Below are 21,543 nucleotides of genomic sequence, written 5' to 3'. Positions count from 1 at the left end.
GGCTTTTCAGCAATAAGTGAACGGGCGACGCATCGCCGGCTCGGTTTTCAATCAAGCACTTTTCTTGAAGAGTGCCCGCGTGGCACGAATGTGCCGTTCCACCCCGTCTGACGGGCCTTGGAGCCTTTATTGACGGGGCAGAGAGAGAATTTGACGCAACAAAAAGAAATATTCCGACCCTTCGTCGAATAATAACCGACTGCAACCAGCGGGCATTCTCACTAAAGGATTAAACCCGTCCTCTTTGCAGGGTGCATCATAGCTGGCTTTGCCCGACAAATGGGGCGAAAAGCCATCCCAGCTTATGGCTATAGCATCGTTATCGTTACGTGCTTATGACAAAACGATCATTGAATCCATGTGACCTATTGGTTAGAACTCAACACAGGTTGGCGCCGCAACGACGCCGACACATAGGCTCGCCACGCCGGCAGCGAGCCCACCAACGGCAGAAAAACTCTGCCCGGCCTCAGACGAGGCCGAAGGATATCAAGACAGTCAACAAGTGAGGGAAACACCCTATGAGAAGACTTAAGCGTGATCCGTTGGAAAGAGCATTTTTACGCGGATATCAATATGGCGTTCATGGCAAATCCCGTGAGCTTTGCCCATTTACTCTACCGTCGGTACGCCAAGCCTGGATCAACGGCTGGCGAGAAGGACGCGGCGACAACTGGGACGGTATGACTGGCACTGCGGGAATCCACAGACTCAACGAACTTCACGCCGTCGGCTAATCAAGGGCATTTAATTCCGACACCACCTCGAATATGTAGCGACTTAACCACGCACGCCCTATCCAGGCGGCGGGCTTCGGCCCAGGGGCTCCTCTTAAGGAGCCCTTTTTATTGGCCTGAGCATAATGAGGACTACCGCAGGAGCGAGATTGCTCGCGAAGAACCCGAGGGCGCCGCGTTAAACCAGATGCGCCGCGCTATCGTTGACGTTCTTCGCGAGCAAGCTCGCTCCTACACGCGCAAGGCCGCAATCGCATCCACTGACTGGCGGATCAACGCCGGGCCCTTATAAATAAAACCAGAGTACAACTGCACCAGGCTGGCGCCCGCAGCGATTTTCTCGGCGGCATGCTTGCCTTCGGTAATGCCGCCCACCGCGATGATCGGCAAACGCCCGGCCAGCTCAGCGGCCAGCACCTTGACGATATGGGTGCTCTTGTCACGCACTGGCGCCCCCGACAGGCCGCCCGCTTCATCGCCATGGGCCAACCCTTCGACGCCGACACGGCTGAGGGTGGTGTTGGTCGCGATGACCGCATCCATGCCCGCATCCATCAGTGCCTGGGCCACCAGCACGGTTTCTTCGTCACTCATGTCCGGGGCGATCTTGATTGCCAGCGGCACGCGCTTGCCATGGCGCACGGCCAGGTCTTCCTGGCGTTGGCGCAGGGCTTCGAGCAGTTGCTTGAGCGAATCGCCGAACTGCAGGCTGCGCAGGCCCGGGGTGTTGGGCGAGCTGACGTTGACGGTGACATAGCTGGCGTGGGCGTAGACCTTGTCCAGGCAGATCAGGTAGTCATCCACTGCGCGCTCGACCGGCGTGTCGAAGTTCTTGCCGATATTGATGCCGAGGATGCCCTTGTACTTTGCGGCCTCGACACGCGACAGCAGATGATCGACGCCCAGGTTGTTGAACCCCATGCGATTGATGATCGCCTCGGCTTCCGGCAGGCGAAAGATACGCGGCTTTGGGTTACCCGGTTGCGGTCGTGGCGTCACGGTGCCGATCTCCACAAAACCGAAACCCAACTGCGCGAAGCCATCGATGGCCGCACCGTTCTTGTCCAGGCCGGCGGCCAGTCCGACCGGGTTGGGGAAGTCGAGCCCCATCACCGACACCGGCATTTTCGCCGGTGCCTTGCATACCAGGCCATTGAGCCCCAGGCGGCCACCGGCGCCGATCAGGTCCAGGGACAGATCGTGGGAGGTTTCCGGGGAGAGTTTGAACAACAGCTGGCGGGCCAGGGTATACATGGGCGGGCTAGACTCGGATGGCGGCGAAAGGTGGCGGCGATTATAGCGGGGTGGCGGGGTGCACGCGAGGCGCGCCGCCCAAACGTCAGTAGCGTTGCTGTACCAGGGCCTCATAACGTGCCCAGATTTTTTCTGCATAGCGCATGCGCAACGCGTCGCGCTCAGGGCCGGAGCCGGGCCCGACATTGTAGGACCCCACCGCCGTCCAGTTGTAGCCAAAACGCTGGATAAACTCGGCCAGTATGGACGCCCCGACTTCCACCGACAGGCAGGGCTCACTCAACAGCCTTTCCTCGGTGATACCCAGCTTGAGCAGGCGAGGCAAATGGATACTGTTGATCTGCATCAGGCCGATATCCCGTGTGCCGTTACCGTTGGCGTAGTTCATCGCATCCGGGCGAAAATCCGACTCCACGGCGGCGATAGCCTGTAGCAACTCCGGCTCGATATCGTAGCGATGGGCGGTTTCCTCCCAGCAATAGGCCAGTGCCTGATTGCCGCTCGTCACCAGGCCAAGCCACAGCAGCCGGCGCCAGAACTCAGCCATGACTGACTTGGCCACAGGCCGAACACACATGCGGCACGGTATCCATAGGCCCGGGCCCCTGCCGCGCAGCCTTCACAGGGCATGTAAAGCGATACCCGCGACCATAAATGGTCTTGATAAAGCCTTTGTCAGCGCCAAGATGCTTGCGCAGCGAATAAATGCAACGGGTCAGCGACTCCTCGGCGACCTCCCCCTGGGGCCAGGCCAACTCCAGCAAACGATCCTTGGTCATCAGTGCACCGCCAGAGACCAACAACAGCCGCAAAACATGCAGCTCCTTGGGTGGCAACTGGACGTCGCTGCCGTCGCCGGTCAGGCGACCATCGCCATGCAGCGTCCACTGGGAAAAGAGCAGGGACGTCGTCGTCAACTCATCATTCACGACGGCCATATCTACCTCGACATCCGACTACTGACATTGAAGTCCTTATTTTCCAGTACTGGCTCTTGTGCCCACATCACGACTATAAAAAACCACCTTGCAGCCCACGCTAGGAAAAAACCCATACAGCCGACGCTTTTTAGCAACACCCTGTAAGACACTTCACCCACATACGTCAGGCGCTCCCCCATTTATAGACCTCGTGCAACTCAACACCCAACCGATCCTCCAGTTGCACCAACTCGCCCAATGCGAGCAACCGGCCATTAACCCGAACTTCCACGCAGTGGATGATGCCCGGCGACAATGGCAGCACCTTTCCAGCAGCAAAAGCTGCCAGGCGCCTGCGGCTGATCAGTTGTTCCTGTAGAAGAATTTCCAAATGCATGGGTCAACACCTTATTCACGGAGAGCTATCGCGACCCGGGCGTACAAACGCACGTTGCACGCGCTCGTATTGCGCCGCACTCAACGGTGGTGCGCCCACGCCTGTGGCCAACGCCTTCAACTCGCTACCCGCGGCCCGGGCCTGAATCACAAACAGGCGAACCTTGGCCGGGCCGGCTGGAGCGGTGCTGCGTCCCGGCTCATGCGCCTCACGGCTGAACGCTCCCAGCCACAGGCGCTTGCCCTGCGCGACCCTCACCACACTGCTGGCACTCACCCGTCCGACCGCGGTCGGTTTGCCGCGCCGCCCCGCCTGGCTCAATTGTCGACCATCCTCGACATGGAGCAGCATCTCGATCTGGTTCGCTTCGGCAAAACGCGGCAGTACGCTGACCTGGGAGCCGTATTGCACGGGCTTCCAATCAGCATGGTCGGCTCCGGGAGCAGGCAGGTAGAAGGTGTGGTTATCCTGGAACACGGCCGGCACATTCTCCTGGGTGAGAATCACCGGCAACGTCATCACCCTTGCTCGCCGCCGGCGCTCCAGCGTGGCGATTTGCGCCATCACGCGGTTATCGTCCATCGGCTCCAGAATGCGCGTGGCCTGGGCCTTCCCATCCTTGTCCCAGTCAAAACCCAGCTTTTTCAGCTCGTTACGGTCCACATCCACCATCCAGAGCGAGACTTCGATAGAACGCTTGGGCGTGTCCAACTCCGCCACCAGGCGCTCGATGAACCCCAACTGCGCAGGTTTACCCTTGATCAGCAGGCTATTGGTATCCGGGTATGCGATCACCACCAGGTTCTTGTCGGCCAGCGGTCCCTTCTGTTCGGAACCCAACAGGGTTTCGATCGTCGACGCGATTCCCGGCACCGTGACCTTTTCGTCACCCATGGCATAGCCGCGGTCTGCCACGTGGGTGTTGAGTACCTGAACGACAGCAAACGCCTGGTTACCTACTTGTAACTCAGCACGCTCGCGATCCATCAATTGGGCAAGGCGCAAAACGTGGTCGACATAATGAGGTGGGCCGGACACATCGAATGTGCGTGCCCCGCTCACGCGCAGGGGGTAGCGCGTCTCATCAAGCCCCCAACGGCGCATGAGGCCACGAAACCGCTCGACAGATATATGCCTCAGCACCACTGCCGAACGTTTTGCCTCGCTGGCGTTGTAGAGATAGAGCGCCTGGCCATCGCTGTACCAGATCAAGCCGTACTGCAACGCAAGCGTCTCCAGGGCGTGCAGCGGCATAGCGAGGTCAATGACCTCGCTGATGCGTATGCGCGCCACTTCACCGCTCACGACGATGGGCAGGCCCATGGGCACGGACAAGGCGGTAAAGACGGTATGCAGGCTCTCGTCCTGCGCCTGGTAGATTTCGCCCCGGGCACCGGCACTTCCCAGCATCAGCGCGGCAAGCAGCAGCCAGAGACAGGGAGTGGTTACGGAAAAGTGAGCGTACACCTGGGATTTCCTGGGCGGCCTGGCAGTAAGAAGCGGCCATACTGAGAGGCAGCCGAGTTTCAATCTTGATGAAAAGTTGACGGCTGGCGGCGCCCATCGGCCCGTGGCATGTGCCTTGCTACGGACTCTGTATCAAGGCGCGCACCAACGGCGGAGCGGGCTTACGGACAAAGGCGTCGTTACCCGCAATGGCCTTGCATCGCCATCTGAGGGAACGACGCTTTTTTGTGAAAGAAAAGGTAGGTGTTGATGAACGATTCGGTTGGCAACAGCCCGACGAACGACCCGCTGGCCTGGGTCAACGGCAGTGATGCCCCGGAAAAGAGCAGCCTTGACCTGGGCTTCATGGCCTTGAGCGATTGCGCATCCCTGGTGGTGGCGGCGACCCAGGGTTTCGCACAGCCTTATGGCTTGACCCTCAACCTCAAGCGCCAATCTTCATGGGCCAACCTGCGGGACAAACTGGTCAGCGGCGAGCTGGACGCCGCCCACAGCCTGTACGGGCTGGTCTATGCCGTGCACCTGGGCATCGGCGGCGTCGCACCTACCGACATGGCAGTCTTGATGGGGCTGAACCAGAACGGCCAAAGCATCAACCTGTCCCGCAGCCTGCAACAGCAGGGCGTGGTCACTCCTGAGGCGCTGGACCGTCATGTGCACCAAAGCCGAACAAAACTGACTTTCGCCCAGACCTTTCCCACAGGCACTCACGCCATGTGGTTGTACTACTGGCTGGCGAGCCAAGGCATTCATCCGCTACAGGATGTGGACAGCGTCGTGGTACCACCCCCGCAAATGCTCGCGCACCTGCAGGCCGGGCGTATCGATGGCTTTTGCGTCGGCGAGCCCTGGTGCGCCAGTGCCGTCAAGCAAAACCAGGGCTTTACCCTGGCGACCAGCCAGGCGATCTGGCCGAACCATCCGGAAAAGGTGCTCGGCTGCACCCAGGCATTTGTCGACCAGTACCCCAACACCGCCCGCGTGCTGGTGATGGCGATCCTGGAGGCCAGCCGCTTTATCGAGCAAAACACCGAAAACCGTCGCTCCACCGCACAACTGCTCAGTGGCCGCGAGTACCTCGATGCCCCGCTCGACTGCATCGAGCCGCGCTTGCTGGGCGCCTATGACGACGGCCTGGGCAACCAATGGCAGGACCCCCACGCCCTGCGTTTTTTTGCCGATGGCGAGGTCAACCTGCCCTACCTCTGCGATGGCATGTGGTTCATGACCCAGTTTCGACGCTGGGGCCTGCTGCGCGAAGACCCTGACTACTTGGGCGTGGCGCGCCAAGTGCAACAGCTGGCGCTGTATCGTCAGGCCGCCGAGGCACTGGGCCTCGGCGACAACGGCCAGGACATGCGCAGCAGTCAACTGATCGACGGCAAGATCTGGGACGGCTCGGATCCCGCCGGCTACGCGCGCAGCTTCCGCCTGCATGCCATGGCGGACCCTACCAGCCGCCAAGCCTTGCGCTGACAGGAGGATTTCCATGCTGCGAATCCTGTTGATCAACGACACGCCACGCAAAGTCGGCCGCCTGAGGACAGCGCTGATCGAGGCTGGTTTTGAAGTGATCGATGAATCCGGCCTGACCATCGACCTGCCTGCGCGCGTCGAAACGGTGCGCCCGGACGTCATCCTGATCGATACCGAGTCACCGGGCCGCGATGTGATGGAGCAAGTGGTGCTGGTCAGCCGCGACCAGCCCCGGCCCATCGTGATGTTTACCGACGAGCACGACCCCGACGTGATGCGCCAGGCGATCAAGTCGGGGGTCAGCGCCTACATCGTCGAAGGCATTCAGGCGCAGCGCCTGCAACCGATCCTCGACGTGGCCATGGCTCGCTTCGAGAGCGACCAAGCCTTGCGCGCCCAGCTCCAGGCCCGTGACCAGCAGTTGGCCGAGCGCAAGCGCATCGAGTTGGCCAAGGGCATGCTGATGAAAATGAAGGCCTGCAATGAGGAAGAGGCCTACACCCTGATGCGCCGCCAGGCCATGAGCCGCCAGCAGAAACTGATCCAGGTGGCGGAGCAGATCATCGCCATGAGTGAACTGCTCGGCTGAGCACACTACGGCCAGCATGTTGGCGCAGGACTTGCTAAGTAATCACCACAGGTAACCAACGGCGGTTGCCCCTTCACGACAAAGACGTCGCACACCCGGTTTGCCCTTGCGAACCCGGTGGCGGCGTTTTTTTGTTTTGGCCCCGGTAGCACGGGGCCGGTGGGGCGGCCTCAGCCGGCAGCTCCATCACCAGGCCTTCTTACAAGACTCCCAACCGTTGAGGTGCGTGATGAAATCAAGCTTCTGGAAATCCGGGCACACCCCGACCCTGTTTGCCGCGTTCCTGTATTTCGACCTGAGTTTCATGGTCTGGTATTTATTGGGCCCCCTGGCGGTGCAGATTGCCGCCGACCTGCACCTGACCACCCAACAACGCGGCCTGATGGTGGCGACGCCGATCCTGGCCGGCGCGGTGCTGCGTTTCCTGATGGGCATGCTGGCGGACAAGCTGTCGCCCAAGACCGCCGGGCTGATTGGCCAGGTGATTGTGATCGTCGCCTTGTTCAGCGCCTGGAAACTGGGGATTCACAGCTACGAACAAGCCTTGTTGCTGGGACTGTTCCTCGGCATGGCCGGCGCGTCCTTTGCGGTGGCACTGCCGCTGGCGTCCCAATGGTACCCGGCCGAACACCAGGGCAAGGCCATGGGCATCGCCGGTGCGGGTAACTCGGGCACGGTGTTCGCGGCGTTGCTGGCCCCTGTGCTGGCGGCGGCGTTTGGCTGGAGCAATGTGTTCGGCTTTGCGCTGATTCCGCTGATCCTGACGCTGATCGTCTTCGCCTGGCTGGCACGCAATGCACCCGAGCGGCCGAAAGCCAAGTCCATGGCCGATTACTTCAAGGCCCTGGGCGACCGCGACAGCTGGTGGTTCATGTTTTTCTACAGCGTGACCTTCGGCGGTTTTATCGGCCTGGCCAGCGCCCTGCCCGGCTATTTCAACGACCAATACGGCCTGAGCCCCATGACTGCCGGCTACTACACCGCCGCCTGCGTGTTCGGTGGCAGCCTGATGCGCCCACTGGGCGGCGCCCTGGCCGACCGTTTCGGCGGAATCCGCACCCTGCTCGGCATGTACAGTGTCGCGGCGATCTGCATTGCGGCAGTGGGTTTCAACCTGCCCAGCTCCTACGCGGCACTGGCGCTCTTCGTCTGCACCATGCTCGGCCTGGGTGCGGGCAATGGCGCGGTGTTCCAGTTGGTGCCACAGCGTTTCCGGCGTGAGATCGGTGTGATGACCGGCTTGATCGGCATGGCCGGCGGCATCGGCGGTTTCGCCCTGGCCGCGGGCATGGGCGCAATCAAGCAGAGCACCGGCAGCTATCAACTGGCCTTGTGGCTGTTCGCCAGCCTGGGCGTACTGGCCTGGTTCGGCCTGCATGGCGTCAAGCGTCGCTGGAGAACCACCTGGGGTTCGGCCGCAGTGACCGCTGCGCGCGTCTGATGAGCCTGCAACTGAGCGTCGCCCACGCCAGCGCCATCGGCCCACGGGCGGAAAACCAGGATGCGCTGCGGGTCGTCACCCCCGCAGCGGAACTGGCGGCGAGCAAAGGCTACCTGTGCGCCATGGCCGACGGTGTGAGCCAGTGCGCCGACGGCGGCCTGGCCGCACGCTCGACTTTGCAAGCCCTGGCCCTGGATTACTACGCCACGCCGCAAACCTGGGGTGTGGCACAGGCATTGGAGCGCTTGCTGCTGGCGCAAAACCGCTGGTTGCAGGCCAATGGCGGCGGCCAGCCGTTGCTGACCACCCTCAGTGCCCTGGTCTTTCGCGGCCAGCGTTTCACCCTGGCCCATGTCGGTGATTGCCGGGCGTATCGCTGGCTGGACGGTGAGTTGCAGCGCATCAGCGAAGACCATGTGTGGGAGCAACCGGGCATGCAGCACGTGCTCAAGCGTGCCCTCGGCCTGGATCAGCACCTGGTGCTGGATTTTCTCGACGGTCAATTGCGTGAAGGTGAGTGCTTCCTGCTGCTCAGCGACGGCGTCTGGGCCACCCTGGGCGATCACAGCATCAGCGCGATCCTGCGCGAACAAACCGACCTGGACCTGGCGGTCACCACGCTGGTCAATGCCGCACACCTGGCGGGCAGCCAGGACAATGCCAGCGCCTTGCTGGTGCGCGTCGACACACTCGGCGCTGCCACCCTCGGTGACGCCCTGGTGCAATTGCAGCAATGGCCCTTGCCACCGCTGCTGAAATCCGGGCAACGCTTTGAAGGCTGGCAGGTGGACAGCGTGCTGGCGCAAAGCAGGCAGTCGTTGCTGTACCGGGTGCGCGATGCCCAACAGCAGCCCTGGCTGCTGAAAACCCTGCCACTGAGCCGCGACGACGACAGCGACGCCGGCCAGGCATTACTGTCGGAAGAGTGGTTTTTGCGACGGGTAGCCGGGCGTGCCTTTCCTGAGGTGCACGCCGCCAGCGGGCGCCAGCATTTGTACTACGTCATGCGGGAATACCCGGGGCAGACCCTGGCCGAGCTGTTCCAGCACCAGGGCCCATTGCCCCTGGCGCAATGGCAGTCCGTCGCCGAGCGTTTGCTGCGCGCAGTCGGCATGCTGCACCGACGGCAGATCCTGCACCGCGACATCAAGCCGGAAAACCTGCTGCTGGGGGATGACGGTGAATTGCGCGTGCTGGATTTCGGCCTGGCCTACTGCCCGGGTCTTTCTGAGGACCGGGCCCACGTACTGCCGGGCACCCCGAGCTTTATCGCGCCCGAAGCGTTCAATGGCGACCGTCCGACAGCCCAGCAGGATTTGTACAGCGTAGGCGTCACCTTGTATTACCTGTTGACCGGGCATTACCCCTACGGGGAAATCGAAGCCTTCCAACGGCCTCGATTTGCCCAGGCTGTCAGCGCCAGCCGCTATCGCCCGGATCTCCCCGATTGGCTCCCCCTGAGCCTGGAGCGCGCCGTGGCTGCCCAGCCGGCGCATCGCTATGAAACCGCCGAGGAATGGCTGCTGGTGCTGGAACAGGCGGACCGCCATGAACTGAGCATCCGCCCCAGGCCCCTGCTGGAGCGCGAACCGTTGAAGGTCTGGCGCACCTTGGGCCTGGTCTCGATGCTGATCAATCTGATTCTTCTGTATTCACTCTTTCACAACTGACGTCAGCTCTAGACGAGGAAAAACCCATGAACGCAAAAGTCTGGCTGGTGGGCGCGGGCCCTGGCGATCCGGAGCTGTTGACCCTCAAGGCTGTACGGGCCCTGCACGAAGCCGATGTGGTACTGATCGATGACCTGGTCAACCCCGCAGTGCTGGAGCACTGCGCCGAAGCGCGGGTGATCACGGTCGGCAAACGCGGCGGCTGCCGCTCGACCCCGCAGGACTTTATCCACCGCCTGATGCTGCGTTACGCCCGCCAAGGCAAGTGCGTAGTGCGGCTGAAAGGGGGTGACCCGTGCATTTTCGGCCGCGGTGGCGAAGAAGCCGTGTGGCTGCGCGAACGCGGCGTCGAAGTAGAGTTGGTCAACGGGATCACCGCCGGGCTGGCGGGGGCAACGAATTGCGCGATTCCACTGACGTTGCGTGGCGTCAGCCGCGGTGTGACCCTGGTCACGGCCCATACCCAGGACGACAGCAGCCTTAATTGGCGCGCGTTGGCCGAGGGCGGGACGACATTGGTGGTGTATATGGGAGTGGCCAAGCTGGAGGAGATTCGCCAGCAATTGCTCGAAGGCGGGATGGCGGCAGATATGCCGGTGGCGATGATCGAAAACGCCTCACTGCCCCAACAGCGCGAATGCCGCAGTGAGCTGTCGCGGATGCATGAAGACGCACAGGCATTTGCCTTGAAGAGCCCGGCGATTCTGGTGATCGGCCATGTTGCGGCCGCCGAGCAGACGGCTTATGTCGCAGCCGCAGTCAGCGCCTGAGGCAAATTCCAGGCGAAAAAAAACCCGGCCGAAGCCGGGTTTTTTCTACATCTCAGTAATTACTGAGCGGTAGCTTCAACCGACGCTTCTACGCGACGGTTAACAGCACGACCAGCTTCAGTTGCGTTGTCAGCAACTGGGCGGGATTCGCCGTAACCTACCGCGGTGATGCGGCTAGGCTGAACGCCATCTTTAACCAGGACTTGCTTAACAGCGTCAGCACGACGCTGGGACAGCTTCTGGTTGTAGGCGTCTGGACCTACGGAGTCAGTGTGACCAGCAACTTCTACGTTGGTAGCTGGGTACTGAGCCATGAAGTCGGCCAGGTTTTTCACGTCGCCGTAGCTGTTAGGCTTAACAACGGCCTTGTCGAAGTCGAACTTAACGTCCAGCTCAACACGAACAACCTGGGCAACTGGAGCTTCTGGCTCTGGAGTTGGCTCTGGAGCTGGTGCTGGGGTAGGAGCTGGAGCAGCTGCGCCAGCGTTACCGCCGAAGTTCACGCCCAGGCCAACCAGTGCGGAGTAGTCCCACTTGCCGTTGTCCAGACCGTAGTCAGCTTCAACACCGGCACGAGCGTACAGGTTGTTGGTGAAGTAGTACTTCACGCCGGTACCAACGGTAGCGAAGGTAGTCTGGTCGCGACCGCTGTGGCCGTCAGCCTGGACGTTGGTACGGCTCTGGTGACCGAAGCCGCCTTCTACGTATGGACGCAGGCTGTCTACGCCAGCTTGACCGAAGTGATACTGGGCAACCAGGCTGCCGGTATCGCCTTTGATCTTCTGGTTACCAGTACCGTCGTTCGAACGGGTGTGGTTGGTCTTGTCGTAGGACAGGTTCAAGGACAGGTCGTCGGTCAGGAAGTAACCGATGCGAGCGCCAGGATTGAAGCCGTCTTCGATGTGCTTGACGCTATCGTTGTACTGCTTCTTGTAGAACAGCTCGCCTTCAACTGCGCCTTGGCCTTGTGCCAGAACGCCGAAAGAAGTAGCGGCAATAAGAGAACCAATGGCCAAGCCCAAGGTGTTTTTCAGTTTCATCCGTTAAATCCCCATCTGGTGATTGTAAAGCAGTCCCACAAACCGGGGGACAACTCGGCGACAAGTCTAACAGAACTTGCCTACACGTAAGAGATATTTGCCACGCACTAAGTTTCAGTCTCGCCCGCAAATTTCTCACGTAATTTATCTAGAGCACGCTTGTAACGCATTTTTGTAGCACTCAAACCCATGTGCATGATGTCAGCGATTTCCTGGAACTCCAGCTCTGCGACAAATCGTAGCACCAGAATTTCCCGGTCAATCGGGTTCACATACACCAGCCAGCGATCGAGTCCGCCCTTTTCCTCGGGTGCCGGCGCCTTTTCTTCAGACGCCTCCTCAAGGGGGTCCAGACTCAAGGCGTCCATCAAGCGACGCTTTCGCCGTTCCTTCCGATACTGCGTGATGCACTCGTTGTAGGTGATGCTGTACAGCCACGTCTTGAACTTCGATTTGCCCTCGAAGTTCTTCAGGCCGTACAGCACCTTGAGCATCACTTCCTGACAGACATCATCCGCATCTCTATCGTTCCCTAAATACCTTGAACAAACGTTGAACAGAGTGCGTTGATATCTGCGCATCAATTCTTCATACGCGCGAGTTACGTGAAACAGCTCCGTGTGCGAGCGCGCGACCAACTCCTCATCAGAGAGCTCACGGGGGTCATAGCGCGTGGACAGCGTTTGGGCTTTATTCAAAACAAGTCGTGCCGACAGTCAGGTCAATGTCCGCTACAGCCCGGTCAGCCGGGCTTGCGGCGGCGTACATTAGCAGGGTTTACCGGGTTAGCGGCTACTGACCTGCTGCTCGAGGAGAATCCGATTGGACAGCGACACCAGGTCGCCGTCATCGGTCAGCACCGTCGTCTTGACTGTGCCGATCTCCTCGATTTGCCCTTCGACCTCGCCCACACGCACCTGTTGCCCAACCTGATACAACTCACGCACATAGATTCCCGCGAGAATCTGGCCGGCAATTTCCCGGCTTCCCAAGCCCATGGCCAGCGCAACGGCCAGACCAACGGTAATCAAAACGATGACGATCACGTGGTTGAGCAGGTCAGTCTTGACCTCCAACTGGCTGATCGCGACCGAAATACTGATGATGATCACCAACCCCTGGGCGATGCGCCCCAGGCCAGCGGCATAATCCAACCCCACCCCTTCAGCGGCGCCGCGCACCAGCCCATTGGCCAGTTGAGCAAGCAAAACGCCTACGAGAAGCACCAGCGCGCCGCCGAAAACCTTCGGTAAATACAGCGCCAGCATGTCGAGCGTAGCTGAAACTCGCTCAAGTCCAAGGGATTGCGCCGCAGAAACCAGAAAAATCAGCAAAACAAACCAATAGACGATCTTGCCGATCAACGTGGAGATCGGCACCTGCAACCCGGCGCGGCCCAGCAGCTTGGTCAGGCCGGTGCCGGCCATCAGGCGGTCAAGGCCCAGTTTCGCGAGCAATTTGGACAGCAGGGTGTCGAGCAGCTTGGCCACGACAAAGCCCAGCAACACCAGGACCAGGGCACCAAACAGGTTGGGGATGAAATTCGCCACCTTGGTCCACAATGCGGTCATCGCGGTGACCAGGCTCTGGGTCCAGAGATCAAGTTCCATATTCAATCAGCCTTATCAGCAGTGCGAGCAAGAGGTTTACGACGGGAAACCGGCGACACGTGGGCCGAACCGTTGTTCAGGGCCATCATCAACGCCGGCATCCAGCGGCCGAGCAGACCGAACAGGTCACCCGCGCCCACCTGACGGTTAGCGGTTTTCAATACGCGGCCCAGGCAGGCATCGTCGTCACGGTTGGACGGCGAGGCATTGAGCATGTCACGCAAAGACTGTTCGAACGGATCGTGCATAAAGACCTCTCGCAAGTGTTTTAAAAGACGAGGGTAAAATTCCTGGGGTCACATAGGCCCCTTCCTACGTTCAGGTCATATTCAGCTCAAACCCAGCGCAATCGTCGAAACAGCCACCATTGTCCGAGTGCCACCGAGACCATCAACAGGCATGCAATCACGAATCCGTAGGGGCTGGCAGAGAACGGTATGCCCCCCACATTTATACCCAGCAAACCGGTCAGGAAACTCATCGGCAGGAAGATTCCCGTGATGATCCCGAAGCGGTACATGGTGCGGTTCATGCGTACGCTCAAGCGTCGGTCTTCGGCCTCAAGCACAAGCCCCACGCGCTCCCGGGTCAATTCGAGTTCTTCCAGGTAGCGGGTCAGGCTGTTGTTCAATTCGTTCCAATAGTCGGCATCGTCGTCACAGAACCACGGCAATTTTATCCGCGTGAGCTGGGCAAAAATATCCCGCTGCGGCGACAGGAAACGCTTTAGCCCGGCCGCTCGGCGACGGATCTGCAAAACACTGCCATGTTCAGGTGTATACCGTTCGTCGGTATCGAGTTTTTCTTCCTCCGCATCGACGATTTCCGACAAATCCGTGACCAGATCCTGGACCTTGTTGGTCAGGTACTGCGCCATATAAAGGATGAGCTCCGAAGCGGTTTTCGGCCCCTTGCCATCCGCCAACTGCACCAGCAGTTCATCGGTGGCGCGCAACGGGCGCAGACGCAGGGAGATCACACGGCTGGCGGCAGCGAAGATACGTACCGAGACCATGTCTTCCGGCTCGGCCCCCGGATTGAGGTTGACCCCGCGCAGGAACAGCAGCAACTCGGCATCCGGCAGCGGCAACAGGCGTGGGCGGGTGTTCTCCTCCAGCAGCAGGTCACAGGCGAATTCGCTCAAGCCACTGGATTTGCGCAGCCAGGTCTGGGTCTGGGGATGGCCGCGATCCCAGTGCAGCCACAGGCTTTCCTGGGGCTGCAGTTGCAAGTCGTCGAGCTCAGTCCGGGCAATCGAACGCGCACCGCCTTTACCGTCCAGCACCAGGGCATGCACCAGCCCCCACTGCGCGTTTTCTTCCTCGAACATCCTCACCCCTGTCGGTTATTGCGGTTTATTCAGGCATCTGCAGCGGGCTTGGCGAGACGATCACGCCATTATTGTCGGCGTAGATGTACTCACCCGGGCGGAACGTCACACCCGCGAATGTCACCACGACGTTCAGGTCGCCGATCCCGCGCTTATCGGTTTTCATCGGATGACTGGCCAGCGCCTGTACCCCAAGGTCGGTCTGGGCGATCACATCGACGTCACGGATGCAGCCATAGATCACCAACCCTTCCCAACCGTTTTTCGCGGCTTTCTCGGCGATCATGTCGCCCAGCAACGCGCGCCGCAGGGAACCACCACCGTCGACCACCAGCACCTTGCCGGCGCCCGGCTGGTCGGCCTGCTCCTTGACGAGGGAGTTATCTTCGAAACATTTGATGGTGACAATCTCGCCGCCGAAGGAATCTCGGCCACCGAAGTTGCTGAACATCGGCTCGACTACCTGCACCAGGTCCGGGTAGGCGTCGCACAGGTCGGGGGTCACGTAATGGTTCATTGAAAAATTCCTTTCCGCCAAAGAAGTGTCTTTCGAAAGAAGCACCAGCCGGAGCCGGTGCGCAACATCCCATCCGCTTCGTCGTAACGCAATAACCACTGCGCGACTGAATATGACCAGAAGCGTTTAACGCGTCATATATTAGCCGCAACCACACACGAGCGAAACGCCCTTGGCAGAGCCCTGGGTCAAACTACGACCAATGCCTCGGGCTTGGCAGCCAATAAAGGTGCCAGCGGGTCGTTCAACCATTGCTCAACCAGCGGCCAGACCTCGGCCTGGGCGGCCTTGCTGACGAGCATTTCCACATGCCCGAAATCACCGCTGAACCCTTGCTGGCGCCCCAGGCACAGGTACTGACGGTGCTCGGAGCCGATCTGCTCGAACAGCTTACGGCACGCCCAGTCCGGATCCTGCCGATCGCCCGCCGCGCTGACGGCCAACAGCGGCACATCGACGTCCGCCAGGCCTTTCCACCAATCGCGCTTACCTTCGCCAAAGCGACCGAACAGGCCATTCCAGCGCATGGCTTCGATCAGCACGCCCGCCGGTTCGTCCTCCGGGCCCCGCTTGAGCCGCGAGCCGGACACTGCGCCGAAACGCTTCAACAGCAGACGGCCGGTCCACTCCACCGGGGGAAGTTTCAAGGGCCAGTGGCTGCGACTGACCTGACAGCCAAACAGCGCCACCGAGGCCACTGCCGGCGCCCCCAGGTGCTGCCCACCCAGGGCCGCCGCCAGGGTTGTAGCGCCGAGAGAATGACCCATCCAATGGGGAATCTGCGCACTTTGCTCACGCACAAAGGCGCCAATGGCCGGCAGATCGTAACGCGCGTAGTCGGCGACGCGGTTGCGGGCGTAGCCCTGGTTGCGCCGGGACAGCCCATGACCGCGCATTTCCGGGATCCACACATCGAACCCCTGGCGGGCCAGGTAGGCGCCCAGGCCGATCCCCTTGGGCGAATACCAGAAACGCCGGTTGGAAAAACTGCCGTGCAACAAAATAACCGGGATGCCCCGGTTTTCCGGGACATCGGCCAGGCCCAAACGGGTCACCGCCAGCTCGACGGTACCGTCGGGGCTGTTACCGGGCTTGAGGCGATACACGTCTTCACTCAGGTCGCCACGACGCTCAGCGCTGATCAGGGCGACAGGAAACAGGTTGCTGCTGCTTTGCATAATGCTCTTGCACAAAAAAGGGCGACGTCCGCAAGGATTCCGCCCTGTACAGATAAGAATGCCGGTCACCCTGACGGGGGACCGGCACTTTTGACATGGCGACCTCAGGCGGACGCTTGGCCTTCCGCCAGGAAGAACCAGGTTTCCAGCACGGAGTCAGGGTTCAGCGAGACGCTTTCGATACCCTGCTCCATCAGCCATTTGGCCAGGTCTGGGTGATCGGAAGGGCCCTGGCCGCAGATACCGATGTACTTGCCGGCCTTGTTGCACGCCTGGATGGCGTTGGCCAGCAGCTTCTTGACCGCAGGGTTACGCTCGTCGAACAGGTGGGCGATGATCCCGGAATCGCGGTCCAGGCCCAGGGTGAGCTGGGTCAGGTCGTTGGAACCGATGGAGAAGCCGTCGAAGAACTCCAGGAACTCTTCGGCGAGGATGGCGTTGGACGGCAGTTCGCACATCATGATCACGCGCAGGCCATTTTCGCCGCGGGACAGGCCGTTTTCGGCCAGCAGGTCGACGACCTGGCTCGCTTCGCCCAGGGTACGGACGAACGGCACCATGATCTCGACGTTGGTCAGGCCCATCTCGTTGCGCACACGCTTGAGGGCGCGGCACTCAAGCTCGAAGCAGTCACGGAACGCTTCGCTGATGTAACGCGAGGCGCCACGGAAGCCCAGCATCGGGTTCTCTTCTTCCGGCTCATAGAGCTTGCCGCCGATCAGGTTGGCGTATTCGTTGGACTTGAAGTCCGACAGGCGCACGATGACCTTTTTCGGGTAGAACGCCGCCGCCAGGGTGCTGATGCCTTCCACCAGCTTCTCGACGTAGAAGCCCACCGGGTCGTCGTAGCCGGCGATGCGCTTGTCCACGCTTTCCTTGATGTCCAGCGGCAGGCCGTCGTAGTTCAACAGGGCCTTGGGGTGCACACCGATCATGCGGTTGATGATGAACTCCAGGCGGGCCAGGCCCACACCGGCGTTCGGCAACTGCGCGAAGTCGAAGGCACGGTCCGGGTTGCCGACGTTCATCATGATCTTGAACGGCAGGTCGGGCATGGCGTCGATGGAGTTTTGCTTGATGTCGAAGCCCAGCTCGCCTTCAAAGATGAAACCGGTGTCGCCTTCGGCACAGGACACGGTCACGCCCTGGCCGTCCTTGAGCAGTTGGGTGGCGTTGCCGCAACCGACCACTGCCGGGATCCCCAGTTCGCGCGCGATGATCGCCGCATGGCAGGTACGCCCGCCACGGTTGGTCACGATAGCGCTGGCACGCTTCATCACCGGTTCCCAGTCCGGGTCGGTCATGTCGGAAACCAGCACGTCGCCAGGCTGGACTTTGTCCATCTCGGACACGTCCTTGATGATCCGCACCTTGCCGGCGCCGATGCGCTGGCCGATGGCACGGCCTTCCACCAGCACGGTGCCGGTTTCTTTCAGCAGGTAGCGTTCCATGACGTTGGCCGAGGTACGGCTCTTCACGGTTTCCGGGCGGGCCTGCACGATGTACAGCTTGCCGTCGTCACCGTCCTTGGCCCATTCGATGTCCATCGGGCACTGGTAGTGCTTTTCGATGATCATCGCTTGCTTGGCCAACTCGCTGACTTCCGCGTCGCTCAGGCAGAAGCGCGCGCGCTCGGCTTTGTCGACGTCCACGGTTTTCACCGAACGACCGGCCTTGGCCTCGTCGCCGTAGATCATCTTGATGGCCTTGCTGCCCAGGTTGCGGCGCAGGATGGCCGGGCGGCCGGCTTCAAGGGTGTGCTTGTGCACGTAGAATTCGTCGGGGTTGACCGCGCCTTGTACAACGGTTTCGCCCAGGCCGTAGGCGCCGGTGATAAACACCACGTCACGGAAGCCCGACTCGGTGTCGAGGGTGAACATCACGCCGGCGGTGCCGGTTTCCGAACGCACCATGCGCTGCACGCCAGCGGACAGGGCCACCAGCTTGTGGTCGAAACCCTGGTGTACACGGTAGGAAATGGCACGGTCGTTGAACAGCGAGGCAAACACTTCCTTGGCGGCACGGATCACGTTTTCCACGCCGCGAATGTTAAGGAAGGTCTCTTGCTGGCCGGCGAAGGAGGCGTCGGGCAGGTCTTCGGCGGTGGCCGAGGAGCGCACGGCGACGGCCATGTCCGGGTTGCCGGCCGACAGGGTGGCGAAGGCGGTGCGGATTTCTTCGTTGAGCTTCTCGGGGAACTCGGCTTCCATGATCCATTGGCGGATCTGGGCACCGGTTTTGGCCAGGGCGTTGACGTCATCGACGTCCAGGGCATCCAGCGCGGCGTGGATCTGAGCGTTGAGGCCGCTCAGTTCGAGGAAATCGCGGTAGGCCTGGGCCGTGGTGGCGAAACCACCCGGCACCGACACACCTGCGCCTGCAAGATTACTGATCATCTCGCCGAGGGATGCGTTCTTGCCCCCTACGTGCTCTACATCATGGACGCCGAGCTTATCGAGGGAAACTACGTACTCTACCAAGGTGATCTCTCCACTAACTGTGTTGGAAAAGCTCAGGACGCCGGCTGCTCGTAGGAGCGATTACCCGCGTTTGTGGCCTGGACCTGGAAAATAAGTGAGAATGCGGCCCACTATGGGACGGCAAAATCGCGCCTATCATATCCAAGATTCGTCATCAGCTTAAGGCCCAGGGCTCAAATGAAACGATCTGCTTTCTTTATCTCCGACGGCACCGGCATTACCGCCGAAACCCTGGGTCAGAGCCTGCTCGCGCAGTTCGAAAACAATACCTTCGCCAAATTCACGCGGCCCTATATCGACAGCGTGGATAAAGCGCGGGCCATGGTACAACAAATCAATCTGGCGGCTGAAAAAGACGGCTTTCGGCCGATCATTTTCGACACCATCGTCAATCAAGACATCCGTGAGATTCTCGCAACGTCGAATGGTTTCATGATCGACATTTTCTCGACGTTCCTGGCGCCGCTGGAGCAGGAGTTGAGCGAACACTCCTCCTATTCGGTCGGAAAGTCCCATTCCATTGGGCACAACTCCAATTATATGGAGCGTATCGAGGCGGTGAACTTCGCCCTCGACAACGACGACGGCGCCCGCACTCACTACTACGACAAGGCCGACCTGATCCTGGTCGGCGTGTCGCGCTGCGGCAAAACGCCCACCTGTCTGTACATGGCCATGCAATTCGGCATCCGTGCGGCCAACTACCCGCTGACCGAAGACGACATGGAGCACCTGACGCTGCCCGCCGCGCTGCGCGCCCATTCGCACAAGCTGTTCGGCCTGACCATCGACCCGGACCGTCTCACCGCCATCCGCAACGAGCGCAAGCCCAACAGCCGCTACTCCAGCTATGCCCAGTGCGAGTTCGAAGTGCGCGAAGTAGAAAATCTGTTCCGTCGCGAGAACATTGCGCATATCAATTCCACGCATTTTTCGGTGGAAGAGATTTCGGCGAAGATTCTGGTGGAGAAAGGTGTGGAGCGGCGCTTCAAATAATGCCTTGAGACACTGTTTTACTGTGGCGAGCGGGCTTGCCCCGCGCTGGGCTGCGCAGCAGCCCTAAACCAGTCACCGAGAACTGGCTGACACACCGCATTTATCTTGATTGGGGCTGCTTCGCAGCCCAACGCGGGACAAGCCCGCTCACCACAACGAGCCTGCTCACAGCATGGACGTCCACTCGCTATAGGTGAAACCGCCCTCCCCCTTGCCCCAACGCCGTCGCCAACGCATCAAACCCCGCCCGCAACAACTGATCATCCCCCGAGGTATTGCAGATACTCGCCCGAATGAACTGCGGCACCGCCGTCTGCCCCACGGCAAACGCCTCGGCGGTGGCGATCAGGTAATTATTCTGCTTGAGCTCCGCCTCGATTTCCGACGCGCGCCAGGGCTCCGGCACCTCGATCCAGAAGTGCGGGCTGTTCAGGTGGGTGCGGTACGCCAGGCCGGCCAACAGGTCCTGCACCAGGGTCTTGCGGCGGCTGATCTCGTTGATCTGTTGGCGCAGCAGGTATTCCGCCGTGCCGTTTTCGATCCACTGCGTCGCCAGTTCCAGGGTCACCGGCGTGGCCATCCAGCAGGTGGAGCGCAACGCCGCCGAGATACGGCTGACCAGCGCCGGGGGCGCATGCACATAGCCCACACGCAGCCCGGCAGACACGGCCTTGCTCAGGCTGCTGATCAAAATCGTACGTTCGGGGGCAAAATGGCTGAGGGGCGGTGGACGGTCTTCAACCAACACGCCGTGGGCTTCGTCCTCAAGAATCAGCAGATTATGTTCCCGGCACACCTTCACCAGGGCTTCGCGGCGCGCCACGGATAACACCGCCGTGGTCGGGTTCTGGATGGTCGGCGTGCAATACAGCGCTGAAACCCGGTGATTACGACAGACTTCATCCAGCGCGCTCGGCAGCACGCCTTCTTCGTCCATCTCCAGGCCGATCAGGCGGATACCCAGCATGCGAGCCGCGGTGATCAGCCCCGGGTAAGTCAATTGTTCGGTGACCACCGTATCGCCGGCGCGCAACAGGGCCATCATCGCGCACAGCAGGCCATGCTGGCCGCCGTTGACGCAGATCACCTGCTCGGGGATCGGATGAAAATCACGCTGCACCAGCCACTGCGCGCCCGCGTCGCGATAACGCGGCAGGCCGGCATCGGGGGTGTAGGCGCTGATGTCCTGGAGGAACTTGGCGTTGGTCGACAGGGTTTGGAAGCTCTGTGCCAGGAAGGTGGTTTCCTGACCCGGGATATGCATGTTGCGACTCATGTCGAAGTACTGGCGCGGCTCCTCGCTGAAGTTACGAAAGCCTTCATCACGCTGGCGCTCCATCCCACGCTTGCGGACGAAAGTGCCGTCACCCACTCGCGCTACTACCAAACCCAGACGCTCCAGCTCACCGTAGGCCCGGCTGATGGTGCCGATGGTCACCCCCAGATTGTCGGAAAGCACCCGATGAGGCGGCAGTTTTCGTCCCGGCTCAATCAAGCCTTCGAGGATGCCCCGTTCCATGACATCGGACAGGCGCTTGTACTTCACGCCCTGCCCGTTGGACAACCCCTCACGCATAATTGACACCATGTCAATATTTGTTTTGACAGCCATCTTTCGCCCTAATAGTGTGCTTTTACGGGTTCAATCGCCGAATTTCATAACTCATTACA

General features: G+C 60.7%; 21 protein-coding genes. 7 read left to right on the top strand and 14 right to left on the bottom strand.

Annotated features, from left to right (window positions below; genetic code table 11):
* Positions 1 to 521: 521 nt before the first annotated feature.
* Positions 522 to 737: a ribosome modulation factor gene (rmf, locus tag C8K58_RS11485; RefSeq protein WP_002553055.1), complete on the top strand. Its 216-nt coding sequence runs from the start codon at positions 522 to 524 to the stop codon at positions 735 to 737.
* A gap of 231 nt (positions 738 to 968) precedes the next feature.
* Here rmf and C8K58_RS11480 read toward each other — a convergent pair whose 3' ends face one another.
* The 5 genes from C8K58_RS11480 to sctC all read right to left on the bottom strand — a co-directional run bounded on the left by C8K58_RS11480 (position 969) and on the right by sctC (position 4,718).
* Positions 969 to 1,991, bottom strand: coding sequence for a quinone-dependent dihydroorotate dehydrogenase (locus C8K58_RS11480; protein WP_027603697.1), 1,023 nt, complete (start codon positions 1,989 to 1,991; stop codon positions 969 to 971).
* Between the two features lie 85 nt (positions 1,992 to 2,076).
* Entirely contained in the window at positions 2,077 to 2,538 is a 462-nt protein-coding gene (locus tag C8K58_RS11475) for a transglycosylase SLT domain-containing protein (protein WP_027603696.1), read from the bottom strand.
* Positions 2,531 to 2,929: a winged helix-turn-helix domain-containing protein gene (locus C8K58_RS11470; protein WP_027603695.1), complete on the bottom strand. Its 399-nt coding sequence runs from the start codon at positions 2,927 to 2,929 to the stop codon at positions 2,531 to 2,533. Before C8K58_RS11470 ends, C8K58_RS11475 begins: the two co-directional genes overlap by 8 nt.
* A 166-nt stretch (positions 2,930 to 3,095) precedes the next feature.
* A complete protein-coding gene (locus C8K58_RS11460) occupies positions 3,096 to 3,308 on the bottom strand; it encodes a FliM/FliN family flagellar motor switch protein (RefSeq protein ID WP_027603693.1) in 213 nt (70 codons plus the stop codon).
* Positions 3,309 to 3,323: 15 nt separating this feature from the next.
* Complete coding sequence (gene sctC, locus C8K58_RS11455) at positions 3,324 to 4,718, bottom strand: type III secretion system outer membrane ring subunit SctC (RefSeq protein WP_092355487.1); 1,395 nt, start codon at positions 4,716 to 4,718, stop codon at positions 3,324 to 3,326.
* Between the two features lie 306 nt (positions 4,719 to 5,024).
* Between sctC and C8K58_RS11450 the strand changes: the two genes are divergently transcribed.
* From C8K58_RS11450 to cobA, 5 genes are all read left to right on the top strand, one after another.
* Positions 5,025 to 6,251, top strand: coding sequence for a CmpA/NrtA family ABC transporter substrate-binding protein (locus C8K58_RS11450; RefSeq protein ID WP_027603691.1), 1,227 nt, complete (start codon positions 5,025 to 5,027; stop codon positions 6,249 to 6,251).
* Between the two features lie 13 nt (positions 6,252 to 6,264).
* Positions 6,265 to 6,840, top strand: a complete 576-nt coding sequence (locus tag C8K58_RS11445) for an ANTAR domain-containing response regulator (protein ID WP_027603690.1) — start codon at positions 6,265 to 6,267, stop codon at positions 6,838 to 6,840.
* Between the two features lie 229 nt (positions 6,841 to 7,069).
* Positions 7,070 to 8,281 carry a NarK/NasA family nitrate transporter gene (locus C8K58_RS11440; RefSeq protein WP_027603689.1) on the top strand — a complete coding sequence of 404 codons (1,212 nt, stop codon included), beginning with the start codon at positions 7,070 to 7,072 and terminating at the stop codon, positions 8,279 to 8,281.
* A complete protein-coding gene (locus C8K58_RS11435) occupies positions 8,281 to 9,951 on the top strand; it encodes a bifunctional protein-serine/threonine kinase/phosphatase (protein WP_027603688.1) in 1,671 nt (556 codons plus the stop codon). Before C8K58_RS11440 ends, C8K58_RS11435 begins: the two co-directional genes overlap by 1 nt.
* A 26-nt stretch (positions 9,952 to 9,977) precedes the next feature.
* Positions 9,978 to 10,721 (top strand): uroporphyrinogen-III C-methyltransferase, encoded by a 744-nt coding sequence (cobA, locus tag C8K58_RS11430; RefSeq protein WP_065924776.1) that lies wholly within the window; start codon positions 9,978 to 9,980, stop codon positions 10,719 to 10,721.
* A gap of 59 nt (positions 10,722 to 10,780) precedes the next feature.
* On the opposite strand, the gene C8K58_RS11425 is transcribed toward cobA, so the two are convergent.
* The 8 genes from C8K58_RS11425 to ppsA form a co-directional block, all read right to left on the bottom strand.
* On the bottom strand, positions 10,781 to 11,761 hold the full coding sequence (locus C8K58_RS11425) for an OmpA family protein (RefSeq protein ID WP_027603686.1): 981 nt from the start codon (positions 11,759 to 11,761) through the stop codon (positions 10,781 to 10,783).
* Positions 11,762 to 11,868: 107 nt separating this feature from the next.
* Positions 11,869 to 12,459: an RNA polymerase sigma factor SigX gene (sigX, locus tag C8K58_RS11420; protein ID WP_010208495.1), complete on the bottom strand. Its 591-nt coding sequence runs from the start codon at positions 12,457 to 12,459 to the stop codon at positions 11,869 to 11,871.
* 87 nt (positions 12,460 to 12,546) lie between these two features.
* Positions 12,547 to 13,371 (bottom strand): mechanosensitive ion channel domain-containing protein, encoded by an 825-nt coding sequence (locus tag C8K58_RS11415; RefSeq protein WP_003175519.1) that lies wholly within the window; start codon positions 13,369 to 13,371, stop codon positions 12,547 to 12,549.
* Positions 13,372 to 13,373: 2 nt separating this feature from the next.
* A complete protein-coding gene (locus C8K58_RS11410) occupies positions 13,374 to 13,619 on the bottom strand; it encodes a hypothetical protein (protein WP_015885347.1) in 246 nt (81 codons plus the stop codon).
* 86 nt (positions 13,620 to 13,705) lie between these two features.
* A complete protein-coding gene (locus C8K58_RS11405) occupies positions 13,706 to 14,701 on the bottom strand; it encodes a zinc transporter ZntB (protein ID WP_108573728.1) in 996 nt (331 codons plus the stop codon).
* A gap of 25 nt (positions 14,702 to 14,726) precedes the next feature.
* Entirely contained in the window at positions 14,727 to 15,218 is a 492-nt protein-coding gene (gene rraA / locus C8K58_RS11400; protein WP_027603684.1) for a ribonuclease E activity regulator RraA, read from the bottom strand.
* A gap of 188 nt (positions 15,219 to 15,406) precedes the next feature.
* A complete protein-coding gene (locus C8K58_RS11395) occupies positions 15,407 to 16,396 on the bottom strand; it encodes an alpha/beta fold hydrolase (protein ID WP_027603683.1) in 990 nt (329 codons plus the stop codon).
* Positions 16,397 to 16,500: 104 nt separating this feature from the next.
* Positions 16,501 to 18,876 carry a phosphoenolpyruvate synthase gene (gene ppsA, locus C8K58_RS11390; protein WP_027603682.1) on the bottom strand — a complete coding sequence of 792 codons (2,376 nt, stop codon included), beginning with the start codon at positions 18,874 to 18,876 and terminating at the stop codon, positions 16,501 to 16,503.
* A gap of 177 nt (positions 18,877 to 19,053) precedes the next feature.
* On the opposite strand from ppsA, the gene C8K58_RS11385 reads away from it, so the two are divergent.
* Positions 19,054 to 19,872 (top strand): pyruvate, water dikinase regulatory protein, encoded by an 819-nt coding sequence (locus C8K58_RS11385; RefSeq protein WP_027603681.1) that lies wholly within the window; start codon positions 19,054 to 19,056, stop codon positions 19,870 to 19,872.
* Positions 19,873 to 20,059: 187 nt separating this feature from the next.
* Here the strand turns inward: C8K58_RS11385 and C8K58_RS11380 are convergent, their stop codons facing one another.
* Positions 20,060 to 21,484 (bottom strand): PLP-dependent aminotransferase family protein, encoded by a 1,425-nt coding sequence (locus tag C8K58_RS11380; protein ID WP_027603680.1) that lies wholly within the window; start codon positions 21,482 to 21,484, stop codon positions 20,060 to 20,062.
* Positions 21,485 to 21,543 lie beyond the last annotated feature (59 nt).

The organism is Pseudomonas sp. GV047 (assembly GCF_003058245.1).
GTDB classification, from domain to species: Bacteria; Pseudomonadota; Gammaproteobacteria; order Pseudomonadales; family Pseudomonadaceae; genus Aquipseudomonas; species Aquipseudomonas marginalis.
The sequence above is the reverse complement of the archived record's forward strand: the minus strand, read 5'-3'. Positions and strand labels throughout refer to the sequence as shown.

Coding starts and splice junctions, on each gene's coding strand:
- C8K58_RS11470 (WP_027603695.1), bottom strand. CDS start 2,929: ATGGCCGTCGTGAATGATGAGTTGACGACGACGTCCCTGCTCTTTTCC.
- cobA (WP_065924776.1), top strand. CDS start 9,978: ATGAACGCAAAAGTCTGGCTGGTGGGCGCGGGCCCTGGCGATCCGGAG.
- rraA (WP_027603684.1), bottom strand. CDS start 15,218: ATGAACCATTACGTGACCCCCGACCTGTGCGACGCCTACCCGGACCTG.
- rmf (WP_002553055.1), top strand. CDS start 522: ATGAGAAGACTTAAGCGTGATCCGTTGGAAAGAGCATTTTTACGCGGA.
- C8K58_RS11440 (WP_027603689.1), top strand. CDS start 7,070: ATGAAATCAAGCTTCTGGAAATCCGGGCACACCCCGACCCTGTTTGCC.
- C8K58_RS11395 (WP_027603683.1), bottom strand. CDS start 16,396: ATGCAAAGCAGCAGCAACCTGTTTCCTGTCGCCCTGATCAGCGCTGAG.
- C8K58_RS11385 (WP_027603681.1), top strand. CDS start 19,054: ATGAAACGATCTGCTTTCTTTATCTCCGACGGCACCGGCATTACCGCC.
- C8K58_RS11425 (WP_027603686.1), bottom strand. CDS start 11,761: ATGAAACTGAAAAACACCTTGGGCTTGGCCATTGGTTCTCTTATTGCC.
- C8K58_RS11460 (WP_027603693.1), bottom strand. CDS start 3,308: ATGCATTTGGAAATTCTTCTACAGGAACAACTGATCAGCCGCAGGCGC.
- C8K58_RS11435 (WP_027603688.1), top strand. CDS start 8,281: ATGAGCCTGCAACTGAGCGTCGCCCACGCCAGCGCCATCGGCCCACGG.
- C8K58_RS11380 (WP_027603680.1), bottom strand. CDS start 21,484: ATGGCTGTCAAAACAAATATTGACATGGTGTCAATTATGCGTGAGGGG.
- C8K58_RS11475 (WP_027603696.1), bottom strand. CDS start 2,538: ATGGCTGAGTTCTGGCGCCGGCTGCTGTGGCTTGGCCTGGTGACGAGC.
- C8K58_RS11445 (WP_027603690.1), top strand. CDS start 6,265: ATGCTGCGAATCCTGTTGATCAACGACACGCCACGCAAAGTCGGCCGC.
- C8K58_RS11480 (WP_027603697.1), bottom strand. CDS start 1,991: ATGTATACCCTGGCCCGCCAGCTGTTGTTCAAACTCTCCCCGGAAACC.
- sctC (WP_092355487.1), bottom strand. CDS start 4,718: ATGCTGGGAAGTGCCGGTGCCCGGGGCGAAATCTACCAGGCGCAGGAC.
- C8K58_RS11405 (WP_108573728.1), bottom strand. CDS start 14,701: ATGTTCGAGGAAGAAAACGCGCAGTGGGGGCTGGTGCATGCCCTGGTG.
- C8K58_RS11450 (WP_027603691.1), top strand. CDS start 5,025: ATGAACGATTCGGTTGGCAACAGCCCGACGAACGACCCGCTGGCCTGG.
- C8K58_RS11410 (WP_015885347.1), bottom strand. CDS start 13,619: ATGCACGATCCGTTCGAACAGTCTTTGCGTGACATGCTCAATGCCTCG.
- C8K58_RS11415 (WP_003175519.1), bottom strand. CDS start 13,371: ATGGAACTTGATCTCTGGACCCAGAGCCTGGTCACCGCGATGACCGCA.